Source organism: Pontibacter sp. HJ8 (assembly GCF_054824225.1).
In genome coordinates this window covers 1-12,950 of sequence record NZ_JSYF01000096.1, presented here as the reverse complement: position 1 = coordinate 12,950, position 12,950 = coordinate 1, and the positions used below count along the sequence as shown (strand labels likewise).

Here is a 12,950-nt window from a genome sequence, read left to right as displayed (position 1 = left end):
ATTTAATTTGTAAAATATATGTAAATATATGAATAAGATTGTACTTTTTATAATGAAGTGCTTTGGGAACACATTTTAAGCGGATGCAATTTTTTCTCCCTAAATTTGTTCTCTTCAAGGTATAGCTATACCTGTGAGCGACATTCATTTTGAACAAAGAACATTATACATACCTGATCAAGCAGAAAGCGCAGGAGCTGGGCTTCATGTACTGCGGCGTGTCTAAGGCAGATTTTCTGGAAGAAGAGGCGCCCCGGCTGGAGCGTTGGCTGAATCAGAACATGCACGGGCAGATGCACTACATGGAAAACCACTTCGACAAGCGCCTCGACCCGCGCCTGCTCGTCGATGGGGCCAAATCGGTGGTGTCGCTGCTGCTCAACTATTACCCGGAGAAGGAAACACAGCAACCCGACGAAGAAACCTACAAGGTATCGAAGTACGCCTACGGCACCGACTATCACTTTGTGATCAAGGACAAGCTGAAGGACCTGCTCGCCTACATCAATGAAGCAATAGGAGAGGTGGGCGGCCGCTGCTTCGTAGATTCAGCGCCGGTGCTGGACAAGGCTTGGGCCAAAAAAAGCGGGCTGGGCTGGGTAGGCAAAAACTCCAACCTGATCACCCCGCAGGTGGGCAGCTTTTACTTCATCGCCGAACTCATCATTGACCTCGAACTGGTCTATGACGGACCTATCAAAGACTACTGCGGCTCCTGCACCCGTTGCATCGATGCCTGCCCCACCGATGCGATCGTGGCGCCTTATGTAGTGGATGGCAGCAAATGCATCTCCTACTACACCATCGAGCTCAAGGACCAGCTGCCGCAGGAAATGAACGGAAAGTTCGGGAACTGGGTATTCGGCTGCGACATCTGCCAGGATGTTTGCCCCTGGAACCGCTTCAGCAAGCCCCACCAGGAGCCCGCCTTTGCAGCGCATCCGCAGCTAAAGGAAATGAAAACGACTGACTGGCAGGAGATCACACAGGAGGTCTTCTCACAGCTGTTTAAGAAGTCAGCCGTCAAGCGTACCGGTTACAAAGGCTTGTTGCGTAATATCAACTTCGTGCAGCAGGCCGACAACGATCAGCCCTGAGTCCGGGAAAATACGCTGTTAAGAACGAACAGGTACATTTCGGAGAATTTTTCATAGCACCACATCTTCAGTTGTTTGATTTCTTCAGGAGCCAGCACATTGAATGCTTTTTTGAGTTCCTTTTCAAACAGCCTCTTGTCGAAGCTTACCTTCAACAGAATGGTCTTAACGTATTCCAACATTTTGGTAAGAGTAATGAGTTTTGCTATGATGTACGAAGGTACACCAAAAAAGTAAACCAACCATGACTAATTTGTAAAATAATAAGTCAACCCCTTGAATGTGAGTGTAAAAGTCTTGGCGATCTCAGCGTTCATTTCAAGGAAAACGCCTCTTGGCGGCAGTTATTACCCATCTTGCCAAAACCAAAACTTGCTATCCGGACCGGTAAATTGGGCTAAAACAATATTCGCGCTTCGGTATACAAGATAATTGCCTTTGGGAGTTTAGAATTTGTAAATTTGCTATTATACCATCTGATAGCCGGCAGGCTGCCTGCCGTTTGTACATTTTTATGCGCCTGATCTTTTTATTCCTATTGCTCTTCAGCGTCTTTGCCGTGCCAGCCCTGGCGCAGCAGGCCCGGATTGAGTTAGGTAAAAGCTCGGTGCCGATCAACATGTACTATACCGTCTCCATCAGGTTGCAAGACCAGGCACTAAAGGATTATTCTCCTTTTCCGGATATCGAAGGTTTTAAAAAAAGTACGAAATTCTCTTCCACCCAAACCGTCATAGCAGGAGGCAAAACCACCTCTGTGCTCACCATTACCCAAAACTATGCGGCGCTCAGCGAAGGAGATTTTGAGCTGAAGCCTTTTACGATGAAGGTGAACGGCAAAACGCTGCAATCAGCCGGTATGAAGATCAAGGTAGTGCCGATGACGGCTGTCAGTCCGCAGGGGCCCAGCCTGCCTAACCTGATCATACCCGAAGAAGCGGAGAAAGTGCAGGAACGCCCCCAGGAGTATGTAGACCAGAAGGACAACGCCTTCCTGACGCTGTACACCAACAAGAAGGAGGTATACGTAGGCGAAGGGCTGAACATTGTGCTCTACTTCTACCTGGCAGAAGAAGACCAGCGCCTGCTCGACTTCTATGATTTCGATAACCAGATAACGGCTATTCTGCGCCAGCTCAAGCAGCCCAGTGCCTGGGAAGAGGTATTTGAATTTGCAGAAGTGACGCCGGAACATGTTATGATCCAGGACAAGCCCTACCTGCGCTTCAGGCTGTACGAGGCCATGCTATACCCCCTCAACACAGAGCCCATGCATTTCCCGGCCATGTCCCTGAAAATGATCAAGTACAAAGTAGCCGTTGACCCCACGCTGACCGAAGACCGGCAGGAAGGGTATAAAACATTCTTTGCCAGAGAGCACAACATCCCGGTGAAAGAACTGCCGCCGCACCCGCTACGCGATGTAGTGCCGGTGGGGCAGTATACGCTGCGCGAAAATCTCTCGCACAAGAGTGTGCCGGTTAACAGGAGTTTCTCCTACCTCTTCCAGGTAGAAGGAGAAGGCAACCTGTCAGCGATCATGCCGCCGGAGCCGACTGCTACCGTGGGCCTGAACTTTTACCCACCCGACCTGCGCCAGGACATCACCAAGCGGGCCGGTATACTGGAAGGAGCCAAGAGCTTTTCCTACACGGCCCTGGGCAGAGTGCCAGGCAGCTACAACCTCGGCGATACTTTCCAGTGGATCTATTTCAACCCGGTCACAGCCACCTACGACACCCTGCGCTCCTCCATGACCGTGCAGGTGACGGGCCAGACCGATACCGACGCCTTGGTGTTGGCAACAGACCTCGGCCCTTTTTACAAGATCATCGAAAATGAAGACCATACACTGGTCAGCCTGCACCAGGCAGATGCTATAAAACGCTACACCAATATCATCCTGCTGGTGCTGCTGGCTGTTTCAGGATTTGTATTTTTAAAGTATAGGAAGAACTAATGAGCAATTCATACGGAAAGCTTTTCCGGATAACGACATTCGGCGAGTCACACGGTGCTGCCGTGGGGGTAATAGTAGACGGCTGCCCGGCCGGGCTGGAGATCACAGCAGAAGAAATTCAGACCGCCCTCGACAGGCGCCGTCCCGGACAATCCGATATCACCACTCCCCGCAAGGAAGAGGACAAAGTAACCATCGTGTCCGGTATTTTTGAAGACAAAACCACCGGCACTCCCATCGCCATGATGGTGAGCAACAAGGACCAGGCGAGCCACGACTACTCGCATATAGCCCAGGCTTTCCGTCCCTCGCACGCCGACTATACCTATACTGCCAAGTATGGTATCCGGGATCACCGGGGCGGCGGTCGCAGCTCGGCCCGCGAAACCGTGGCACGCGTAGCAGCAGGCGCACTGGCAGCCAAACTATTGCAGCACCATGGCATCACGGTGCAGGCTTATGTATCGCAGGTGGGCAGCATCAAGTTGCGCAAGCATTACTCCAAGCTGGACCTATCGCAGATCGACTCCAACAAGGTACGCTGCCCGGATGGTCCGATGGCCGCCCGTATGATCGGGCTGATCGAAGATGCCCGCAATACCCTGGATACCATTGGTGGTGTGGTAAGCTGTGTAATACAAGGCGTACCGGTTGGCCTGGGCGAACCGGTGTTTGACAAGCTGCATGCCGAGTTGGGCAAAGCCATGCTGAGCATCAATGCCGTGAAGGGCTTTGAGTATGGCAGCGGGTTTGAAGGCGTAAAAATGCGCGGCTCTGAGCACAACGATGAGTTCTATACCGATGCGCAGGGCAACATCCGGACCCGTACCAATCACTCGGGAGGTATACAGGGAGGCATTTCCAACGGACAGGACATTTACTTCAATGTCGCTTTCAAGCCGGTGGCTACCATTCTGCAGCCGCAGCAGACCATCAACGACGCCGGCGAGGAGATCACGCTGCAGGGCAAGGGCCGCCACGACCCCTGCGTGCTGCCCCGCGCCGTCCCGATTGTGGATGCCATGGCTGCCCTCGTACTGGCCGACTTCCTGCTTCGCCAGAAGGCAAACAAGCTCTAGCATTCGTGCGGCTATACCTGTGCGCTATACCTGACAGGCAGCACAAGTATAGCGCACAGGTATAGCCTCAAACTAACAGGCCCCTAAACAGAAGAGCCGCTCCCGTGTATCCGGAGCGGCTCTTCTGTTTTTTAAGGTATAGGGTTCAGGTATAGCTTGCCTAAAACAGTCGCAGGTGCACGACAAAGAACCAGACCAGTATCAGCACCGGTAGCAGGAACGGGATGGAATAGCGTATCACATACCCAAAGAAGGAAGGCATTTTGATGCCTGCGCTTTCGGCGATGGCCTTCACCATGAAGTTCGGCCCGTTGCCAATGTAGGTGAAGGCACCGAAAAGCACGGAGGCCAGAGAGACAGCCTCTAACTGGATAAGAGTCTCCCTTCCAAAAGCAGAAGTGCCCAACGCAAACTGTCGCACATGTTCCACATTGCCCTGCGACATGTCAAATTTGGCCATCGCCAGAGAGAGGAAGTTGGCATACGTTGGGGCATTGTCCAGGAACGCCGAAAGAGAGCCTGTGGTCCAGTACAGGAAATTCGGCGTGATGTATTGCGCATAGGCAGGGGCTGAGGCGATCTGGGCAGATATCTGCAGCGCCGGCATCATGGTGAAGAAGATACCAAAGAACAGGAACACCACTTCCAGGATCGGGTGGAAGGAGAACTGGTTGCCGGCCAGGGCCGTCTTGCTGGAGTAGCGGTAGCACATGAAGGCTGCCGACAACTGGATGATCTCCCGCAGGAACGAAATCTTGGTGCCGTCATAGTAGATGTGCGGCAGGCCTTCGATCACATTCGGGTCCAGGAACACGGCGCCGATGATGATGGCCAGCCAGAACAGGTTGCGCCTGCCGGAAAAGTGAAACTCTGTCTTCTCGTTGATTTTGGCTACTACTTCGGGACGGGGCGTATAGCCCGTTATCTTGTTGCGCCGGTCCACCAGGAAGAACATCAGGCAAAGCAGGGCAATGGACAGGAACCAGGGGGAAATCAGGTGCTGCAGCGTCCAGAAGAACGGCACGCCCTTGATAAAACCGATGAACAGGGGCGGGTCACCGAGCGGCGTCAGCAGGCCACCCGCGTTACTTACAATGAAGATAAAGAAAACAATCTGGTAGGGCTTGATACGGTGTATGTTCAGCCGGATGAACGGGCGGATCAGCAGGAGCGAGGCGCCTGTGGTACCAATGAAGTTAGCCAGTATAGCGCCTACTGCCACCAACGCCACGTTCATGGCCGGTGTGGCATTGGCGTTGACGTTGAGGTATATGCCGCCTGCGGCTATGTAAAGGGAACTGAGCAGCACAGCAAACGTGAAGTATTCCGCCAGGGTGTGCACCGGCATATGGACATCACCCAGCACAAACAGGTAGTAGGCCAGAACGGTCAGACCCAACACTACGGCAACGGTTTTATAGTTATGCTCCCAGAAATGCCCGAAGAAGATGGGGCCGGCAGCGATCATACCTATCAGGAGGAGGAAGGGTATGATCAGGAACATGGGTAAGGCTTGCTGGGCCTGGGCTAGCAGAATAAAATTGTTGAGCATGAGCGTAGTTTAGTACAGTATGTAAGGTATAGGTGTCGGTTTTTGCGAGCAGCGCAAAGATACTATTTCTGGCTAAAATTGCTAGAACGAGCAGCCCCAGAATGGGGTATGGATGCAGGTACACGGAGCAGCAGCAGCCGATGCCGTGCAACTGTCATTATTATTAACTAATTTTGGAAACTTTAAGGCAAAAGCTTAAGTTTTAACTTAAACAGCAATATCCATGTTAGAAAATAAAGAAAAAACGGTTTCAGTTTATGCTGAAGCTAACCCGAACCCCGAGTCCATGAAGTTTGTAATGAACATCTCTCTGCTGCCTGATGGCCAGAGCGTTGACTATGCAAACCTCGAAAGTGCGGTGGAATCTCCATTGGCACAGGAGCTTTTTAATTTTGATTATGTATCACGCGTGTTCATTGCCAGCAACTTTGTGACTGTGACCAAGAGTGCCGGTATTGAATGGGTGAAACTGATCCCTGAATTGCGTACGTTCCTGAAGTCGTATGTAGAGGCAGGCGGCCCTATCTTCAACCAGGGCTTTGAGGTGAGCAAGCCGGCTACTGGCGGCGAGGCACATGGCGAAGCATCGGAAGGGGACGCGGCTATTTCCAAGAAAGTGATCGATCTGCTTGAAAACTATGTGCGTCCGGCAGTAGAGCAGGATGGCGGCAACATCAGTTTCAAGTCTTACAAAGACGGCGTCGTGACCGTACACCTGCAGGGTTCGTGCAGCGGTTGCCCTTCTGCTACCGTTACCTTGAAAGCTGGTATCGAAAACCTGCTCAAGCGTATGGTACCGGAAGTAACAGAGGTAGTAGCCGATGGGGTAACCGTTTAAGGTATACCTGAAAAAGCGATATAAAAAAAGCCAGCCTGTTAAGGGCTGGCTTTTTTGTTGTTATGTAGTAAGAGAACTCCCGGAGCCGGTTAGCCAGCTCCGGGAGTTTCTATTTAGGCTTTGTGCGTCTGGGCAACAGGCTTGGCTGGAGCAGGAGTAGGCTCCGGCTTCTTCTTCATGGTATCTACCACGATCGGTGCAGCGATGAACAGCGACGAGTATACACCAAACAGGATACCGATCATCATGGCAAGTGAGAAACCACGCAGGATCTCGCCACCGAAGATGAACAGCACCAGCACCACCATAAACACCGTAAACGAAGTGATAATGGTACGGCTGAAAGTGTTGATCAGTGCCGGGTTGATGATTTCGCGCACATGCAGGCGTGGGTTATCGTTCATGTACTCCCGCACACGGTCAAAGATTACCACGGTATCGTTGATGGAGAAACCTACAATGGTCAGTACAGCTGCAATGAAGATCTGGTCCATCTCATACGAGATGCCAAACAAGTCGAGTATAGCAAAGATGGCAATGATCATGAGCGCGTCATGAAGCAAGGCTACCACGCCTCCCAAACTGAACTGCCAGTTGCTGAAACGGAACATCACATAGATGAAGATACCCGCCAGTGCCAGCACCAGGGAGATCAGGGCCGTCTTCTGGATATCGTCTGCCATGGTGGCACCTACCTTCGAAGAGCTCAGGATTTCAGGATTGAGGTTTTTGTACTCGTCCAGGCCCTGCAGGAGAGCCGTTTTAACCTGATCATCTGCTGTCGTGCTCTCGTCATCGGCCAGGTAGCTGGTGATCACTTTCAGGCGGTTAGAGGCTCCGAAGGTTTTCACTTCCGTACCTTCCTCCTCAAAATTGTCGAGCAAAGCGCCACGTACGTCAGAGGCCGGAACGGCGTCGTCAAACTGCACGATGTACGAACGGCCTCCTTTGAAGTCAATGCCCAGGTTCGGGCCTTTGATAGCCATCGCGATCAGACCGAAAGCGATAATAGACAATGAGAAGGCATAGGAAGCCTTCTTCCACTTCATCACATCAAATTTCACGTTCGCAAACATCTTGTCCGTGAAAGAGCTTGAGAAGGAAAGCTTGCCTGCTCTGTTAAAGTTTCGCTCGATCAACAATCTGGAAATGTAAACAGACGTGAAGAACGATGTTACGATACCAAGCATCATCGTGATAGCAAACCCTTTCACCGGGCCTGATCCGAAGTAGTAGAGGATGAAACCGGCCAGGAACGTGGTAGCGTTCGCATCGAGGATCGTTGTAAAGGCTTTTTCATACCCCTTGTTGATTACATCGCGCAGGCTCAGGCCTTTGGCAGCCTCTTCGCGCATACGTTCGAAGATCAGTACGTTTGCATCCACGGCCATACCCAAGGTAAGCACGATACCGGCGATACCAGGAAGCGTAAGGGCCGCGTTGAACTGAGCCAGAATGCCCAGGATGAAGAAAACGTTGAAAACGAGGGCCAGGTTAGCGATGAAACCGCCTGTTCTGTAGTAGGCGATCATGAAGATCACCACCACCAGCAGGCCGGCCAGCGTTGACAGCAGGCCCTGGCTGATGGCTTCCTGTCCCAGTGAAGGACCTACGATGGCTTCTTCCACGATACGGGTAGGAGCTGGCATCTTACCGGCTTTCAGGATGTTGGCAAGGTCTTTTGCTTCTTCAATCTCGAAATTGCCTGAGATGGAAGAGTTACCGCCTGTAATCTCACCCTGCACCACCGGGGCAGAATACACATAGTTGTCGAGTACGATGGCTACCTGACGGCCAACGTTGTCGCCTGTTAGTTTTGCCCAACGCTTGGCGCCGGCTGGCGTCATGGTCATGTTGATTTCAGGGCGACCGTTCTGGTCGAAATCCTGGCGGGCGTCGTTCACGGCCTCACCGGTCATCGGCGCTTTGCCGTCACGGCCTTTCTTGATAGCATAGAACTCCACGAACTCCTGGCGGTTTTCACCTACCAGCGGCTTCACGCCCCACAGGAACTTCATGTTTGGAGGGAAGATGGCACGAACATCCGGTCTTGCGAAGATATCGTTGATGCGGGCCGTGTCACGTGTGCTGGCACCGATACCACCAGGCATCTGCGTGAACAGGCGGGACAGCACGCTGCTCTGGTTCATGGCCAGGGAGTCAAGTCCTGCGGCAGAGTCAGCCTTCGGCTTGTCGGCAGAAGCAACAGCACCGGAGTCCGGAGTAGCGGCAGCCTGTGCCAGTACATCGTCGGAAGCGGCATCCTGTACAGTAGTTTGCGAAGCGGTATCTGCTGGGGCTTTCTTCGAAGCAGTGGTGCCCAGGTTCAGGTTACCTGCTTTCTCCTGCTGGGAGAGGTGGGCGTCCAGCTGACCGAAATAAGGAGAGAACTCCTCCGGGGTCCATACTTCCCAGAATTCCAGGTTCGCCATACCTTGCAGCAACTTGCGCACACGGTCCGGGTTGTCTATACCTGGAAGCTCAATCTGGATACGGCCGCTGCCTTTCAGGCGCTGGATGTTTGGCTGGTTCACGCCAAACTTGTCGATACGTGTGCGCAGGATGTTGAAAGAGCGCTCAATGGCGTCCTCTACTTCCTGGTCGATCACTTTGATTACATCGGCATTGCTGGACTCGTAGCTGATCTTGCCACGGTTGGCCGTGTTGGAGAAGATGCGGCTCAGGCGTCCGTTTGGATCCACTTCACGGTAAGCTTCCGCAAACAGGGTGGTGAACTTCTCCTGGCTGTTTTTCTGAAGCTCCTGTGCACGGGCAAGTGCCTTCAGGAAGTTAGGGTCTTTGCTGTTGCCAGACAGGGATTTAATGATTTCAACCGGAGATACCTCCAGCACCACGTGCATACCGCCGCGTAAGTCAAGGCCCAGGCCCAGTTCATTCTCTTTTACCTCCTGATAGGTATACTCAGCACCCAGGAAGTTGTAAACCGGCTCTTTCCAGACAGAGTCCAGGTAACTTTGCTTTTTGGCGAGGTCTACGTTGCCCTGTGCATCTGTGCCATAGGCCTCGGCATCTTTCTGCACAGTGCCGGCAACGTACGAAAACGACAGGTAGTACAGGCAGAGCGCCGATACTATCACGGTCATAATAATGATGAAATTTTTATTCCGCATGGGTTGGTTAATAAGAATGTATAGTTGATAAAGTTGATTCTGAAATAAGTATAGCCGGTAGTGCCCTTGTATCAGGATAACTACAAAAAGCTAGGAAGTTGTTCCGCGGCAGGCATGATGGAACACGCACAACGCAAAAAATCCGTGAAAGAACGGATAGGAGAATGGAGCGCCTAGGGGGCGTTGGGTTGAATAGAAACAGGGAAGAAGCGGGCCACAAAGCCGGCTCCCGGTGCTCTGGCCGCATAGGCCGTCAGGGCTTCATCGCTGGGAAAAGCAAAGGCCGGGATCGGCGCAGGCTCCAGTGCGTCCTGCTCCAGGTTGAGCACTACAAAGGAGGTGGTGCCTTCAAGCGATACTTTCTGCTTGATAACGGTCTTCGATTCCTGCGGCGCTGTGGCCAGCTGGGAAGCGCTCTTTACAGGTGTGCCCGTCGCCGTATAGGTATACGCCACCACTTCCTGGCCATGGAGCATGAGTGCCCAAAGCAGGGTTACGGTCATCAGAAGATGCCGGAAATGGTCGTGTATGTGGTTGGCGCGTGGCATAATAGAAAGCAAATGTAACGGCTTTCTCCGAAAAATAAAACCTGTTAGCGGTTTATATCAATAAAACGCTTGATGTCGTGTTTCTTTCCGATAAGGATCAGAATATCAGAAGGGTAGATGATCGTATCCGCCTTCGGTACCCCGATGATGTGCTCTACTTGGGTCGGCTTGCCGTCCTGTATCTCCTCAAAGAAGCGCTTGATGGTGATCATGTTGAGGTTATACTTCTCGCGGAGCGATATCTTGGCCAGGCTCTTGTTGGCAATGCCACGGGGCGTGTTGATCTCCACGATCTCGTAGTTGTCGGGCAGGGGCAGGAAGGTGCGGATACTTGGTTGCAGCAGGCGCTCGGCCACTGTTTTACCAACTTCCCCCTCCGGCGACAGAATTTCCTGCACCCCCATCTTCTCCAGAATGCGGCGCTGCTGCTTGTTGGCGGCACGTGTAATGATCCGCTTGATGTTGAGCTCCTGCAGGTTGGCCGTCGTGATGAGCAGGGCCTCGAAGTCTTCGCCGATGGACACGATGGCCGCGTCCATGTCCTGCACGTTCTGTGCCTCAAGAGCCCGGATATCGGTTGCATCGAGGGCTACGGCGTAGGCCACGTCGTCTTTTATGTCCTCCACATGGTCCTCGTTGTTGTCGATGGCGAGCACCTCTGCGCCGCGTTCAGCCAGTGTTCGGGCGATGGAGTTGCCGAATCGACCCAGGCCAATGACTGCGAACTTATTCCTCATGACTTTATTTTGGAGTTTAAAAAGGTGGTCAGCACTTCCAGCCCGCGTTCAAAGTTGTTGTTGTTGGGGATGATGATGTCTGCGTCGTTTTTGTAAGGCTTGATGTATTTCTCGTAAGTGGGCGCTACGTGATGGGTATAGCGGTAGAGCACATCGTCCAGGTCGTAGCCACGCTCTACCTTGTCGCGTACGATGCGGCGCTGCAATTTAATGTACTCCTTGGCGTCGATGTATACCTTCAGGTCCAGCAGTTTGGCGATCTCTTCAAAGTAGAAAACGAAAATGCCCTCTACTACTACGATCGGGGCAGGTTTGAACGCCAGTTGCTTGGGTACTACATTCGGATTGTTGAAGGTATACTCGGTGCGGTAGACGGTCTCACCCTTGCTCAGTCGGAGGACATCCTGCGCATAGGCCTCATCGTCGATACAGGAAGGGAGGTCAAAGTTGACAACGCCGTTTTGGTCGCGGGACTGGTGCTCCCGGTCTTTGTAATAGTTATCCTGAGAGATCAGGCAAATGTCTTCCGGGGCAAACGAGGTGAGTAGTTTGTTCAAAAAAGTAGTTTTTCCTGAAGCACTACCTCCTGTTATTCCGACGATAAATGGCTTTTGCATAGGAAGCTATGGTTTCAGGCTACAAAATTAGTCTTTTACGGCGTATGTGGCTACAGCCTGCGTCAAATAATTTTACCCCGAAAACGTTAGTGCGTCTTTAAAAATTCCACGAGTTTCCGGATGGCCTCCCCGCGGTGGCTGATCGCATTTTTCTCCTCCGGGCTCATCTGGGCAAAGGTCCGGTCATAGCCTTCGGGTACAAATACCGGATCGTAGCCAAAGCCTTTGTCGCCCTGCCATTCGGTGGTGATGCGGCCGTTCACGATGCCTTCGAACTGGTGTTCCTGCCCGTCCAGGTAGAGCGTGATGGAGGTCCGGAAGCGGGCTCTGCGGTTTTCGTCGCCTTGCATGTTCCGGAGCAGATGGCGGATGTTGTCGCTGTCGCTGCGTTGCGGGCCGGCGTAGCGGGCCGAGTACACGCCCGGGCCACCGCACAGGGTATCGACTTCAAGGCCGGTATCGTCGGCAAAGCAATTGACCTGATACTTCTCCCAGACGTACTGTGCCTTCTGGCGGGAGTTGCCTTCCAGGGTGTGCTGGTCCTCAGCCAGCTCCTCATGGCAGCCGATGTCTTCCAGGCTCAGGAGTTTATACTGGCCTTCGAGCATGCGGCTGACCTCGGCTACTTTGTTTTTATTATTGGTGGCAAAGCAAAGTTCTCTCATGCTCATTCTTAATGGATGTAAGCGGCTACTTCATTCTCTTCCAGCACCACATCGATGTGCTCGCGCAGGGTGGTGGCCAGCGAGTAGCCGGTATAGGTGGAGGTGACCGGAAACAGGGTATGGTGGCGGTTGACCAGCGTGGCGATCTCTATTTTCTTGGGATTGTGCTGCAGGAGCGCGTTAAGGGTATAGGCCAGTGTTTTGCCGGTATTGAGTACATCATCCACGATGATCACCACGGCATTTTCGAGCGCTGTGGTCTCGGGGGTAATGGAAACAGGCACCTGCAGCGGCGCGGTTTTGTCCAGTGATACCTGGAGCAGCGTGACCTGGAGGGGAGAAATCTTTTCCAGTTCCCGGGCCAGCAAGCCGGCCAGGGTATAGCCGTTGCGGTGAATGCCGGCCAGTACCAGCTGCTGCGCCTCAAAATTCTGCTCGTATACCTCGTAGGCCATCCGGATGACCTTTTGCTGTATCTGCTCTTGGTTGAGTATGAGGTTGTGCTGTGGATGTGTCATGTCGCTCGGTATAGGGTATGCGTTCAGGTATGGAATGTGACGGAGGCAAATTTAACTAATAATTGCTAGTGAGCGCAGTATCTGGTAAAGGAGTAAAATAATTTGGTTAGTAGCATTTTAAATTCAAAAATACTTGCTAAATTTGCAATCCGATTCAGAAATTAAGGTTAATTAACGTTTATAATAATGAAAAAAGGCATTCACCCAG

Annotated in this window: 12 protein-coding genes; 4 read left to right on the top strand and 8 right to left on the bottom strand. The window is 52.4% G+C overall.

The genetic code is table 11. The features are described 5' to 3' along the window. Positions 1-206 precede the first annotated feature (206 nt). A complete protein-coding gene (gene queG / locus OB13_RS05760) occupies positions 207-1,097 on the top strand; it encodes a tRNA epoxyqueuosine(34) reductase QueG (protein WP_461489199.1) in 891 nt (296 codons plus the stop codon). On the opposite strand, the gene OB13_RS05755 is transcribed toward queG, so the two are convergent. Then, positions 1,088-1,279, bottom strand: a complete 192-nt coding sequence (locus OB13_RS05755) for a hypothetical protein (protein WP_461489197.1) — start codon at positions 1,277-1,279, stop codon at positions 1,088-1,090. The two genes, queG and OB13_RS05755, sit on opposite strands and share 10 nt — an antisense overlap. A 332-nt stretch (positions 1,280-1,611) precedes the next feature. Here OB13_RS05755 and OB13_RS05750 point away from each other — a divergent pair, with 332 nt between their 5' ends. Together OB13_RS05750 and aroC are read left to right on the top strand one after the other, a co-directional pair. After that, entirely contained in the window at positions 1,612-3,057 is a 1,446-nt protein-coding gene (locus tag OB13_RS05750; protein WP_461489196.1) for a BatD family protein, read from the top strand. Next, the gene (gene aroC / locus OB13_RS05745; RefSeq protein ID WP_461489195.1) at positions 3,057-4,136 is read left to right on the top strand and encodes a chorismate synthase; all 1,080 of its coding nucleotides are present in this window, start codon (positions 3,057-3,059) and stop codon (positions 4,134-4,136) included. The genes OB13_RS05750 and aroC overlap by 1 nt, the downstream gene beginning before the upstream one ends. Before the next feature lie 160 nt (positions 4,137-4,296). Here the strand turns inward: aroC and OB13_RS05740 are convergent, their stop codons facing one another. Beyond that, on the bottom strand, positions 4,297-5,688 hold the full coding sequence (locus OB13_RS05740; RefSeq protein WP_461489194.1) for a sodium:proton antiporter: 1,392 nt from the start codon (positions 5,686-5,688) through the stop codon (positions 4,297-4,299). 223 nt (positions 5,689-5,911) lie between these two features. Between OB13_RS05740 and OB13_RS05735 the strand changes: the two genes are divergently transcribed. Continuing rightward, positions 5,912-6,526: a NifU family protein gene (locus OB13_RS05735; RefSeq protein ID WP_461489193.1), complete on the top strand. Its 615-nt coding sequence runs from the start codon at positions 5,912-5,914 to the stop codon at positions 6,524-6,526. Between the two features lie 113 nt (positions 6,527-6,639). On the opposite strand, the gene secDF is transcribed toward OB13_RS05735, so the two are convergent. From secDF to OB13_RS05705, 6 genes are all read right to left on the bottom strand, one after another. After that, positions 6,640-9,657: a protein translocase subunit SecDF gene (gene secDF / locus OB13_RS05730; protein WP_461489192.1), complete on the bottom strand. Its 3,018-nt coding sequence runs from the start codon at positions 9,655-9,657 to the stop codon at positions 6,640-6,642. Between the two features lie 173 nt (positions 9,658-9,830). Further along, positions 9,831-10,205 (bottom strand): RNA methyltransferase, encoded by a 375-nt coding sequence (locus OB13_RS05725; RefSeq protein WP_461489191.1) that lies wholly within the window; start codon positions 10,203-10,205, stop codon positions 9,831-9,833. Positions 10,206-10,249: 44 nt separating this feature from the next. Beyond that, a complete protein-coding gene (locus OB13_RS05720; RefSeq protein WP_461489190.1) occupies positions 10,250-10,942 on the bottom strand; it encodes a potassium channel family protein in 693 nt (230 codons plus the stop codon). Continuing rightward, positions 10,939-11,559 carry a uridine kinase gene (udk, locus tag OB13_RS05715; protein WP_461489189.1) on the bottom strand — a complete coding sequence of 207 codons (621 nt, stop codon included), beginning with the start codon at positions 11,557-11,559 and terminating at the stop codon, positions 10,939-10,941. The genes OB13_RS05720 and udk overlap by 4 nt, the downstream gene beginning before the upstream one ends. Before the next feature lie 86 nt (positions 11,560-11,645). Further along, positions 11,646-12,224, bottom strand: a complete 579-nt coding sequence (locus OB13_RS05710) for a non-canonical purine NTP diphosphatase (protein ID WP_461489198.1) — start codon at positions 12,222-12,224, stop codon at positions 11,646-11,648. 8 nt (positions 12,225-12,232) lie between these two features. Continuing rightward, positions 12,233-12,742, bottom strand: coding sequence for a phosphoribosyltransferase family protein (locus OB13_RS05705; protein WP_461489188.1), 510 nt, complete (start codon positions 12,740-12,742; stop codon positions 12,233-12,235). Between the last annotated feature and the right edge of the window lie 208 nt (positions 12,743-12,950).

What these genes read in the sequence shown, in the direction of transcription:
- queG (WP_461489199.1), top strand. Translation starts at nt 207, where the DNA reads ATGTACTGCGGCGTGTCTAAGGCAGATTTTCTGGAAGAAGAGGCGCCC.
- OB13_RS05755 (WP_461489197.1), bottom strand. Translation starts at nt 1,279, where the DNA reads ATGTTGGAATACGTTAAGACCATTCTGTTGAAGGTAAGCTTCGACAAG.
- OB13_RS05750 (WP_461489196.1), top strand. Translation starts at nt 1,612, where the DNA reads ATGCGCCTGATCTTTTTATTCCTATTGCTCTTCAGCGTCTTTGCCGTG.
- aroC (WP_461489195.1), top strand. Translation starts at nt 3,057, where the DNA reads ATGAGCAATTCATACGGAAAGCTTTTCCGGATAACGACATTCGGCGAG.
- OB13_RS05740 (WP_461489194.1), bottom strand. Translation starts at nt 5,688, where the DNA reads ATGCTCAACAATTTTATTCTGCTAGCCCAGGCCCAGCAAGCCTTACCC.
- OB13_RS05735 (WP_461489193.1), top strand. Translation starts at nt 5,912, where the DNA reads ATGTTAGAAAATAAAGAAAAAACGGTTTCAGTTTATGCTGAAGCTAAC.
- secDF (WP_461489192.1), bottom strand. Translation starts at nt 9,657, where the DNA reads ATGCGGAATAAAAATTTCATCATTATTATGACCGTGATAGTATCGGCG.
- OB13_RS05725 (WP_461489191.1), bottom strand. Translation starts at nt 10,205, where the DNA reads ATGCCACGCGCCAACCACATACACGACCATTTCCGGCATCTTCTGATG.
- OB13_RS05720 (WP_461489190.1), bottom strand. Translation starts at nt 10,942, where the DNA reads ATGAGGAATAAGTTCGCAGTCATTGGCCTGGGTCGATTCGGCAACTCC.
- udk (WP_461489189.1), bottom strand. Translation starts at nt 11,559, where the DNA reads ATGCAAAAGCCATTTATCGTCGGAATAACAGGAGGTAGTGCTTCAGGA.
- OB13_RS05710 (WP_461489198.1), bottom strand. Translation starts at nt 12,224, where the DNA reads ATGAGAGAACTTTGCTTTGCCACCAATAATAAAAACAAAGTAGCCGAG.
- OB13_RS05705 (WP_461489188.1), bottom strand. Translation starts at nt 12,742, where the DNA reads ATGACACATCCACAGCACAACCTCATACTCAACCAAGAGCAGATACAG.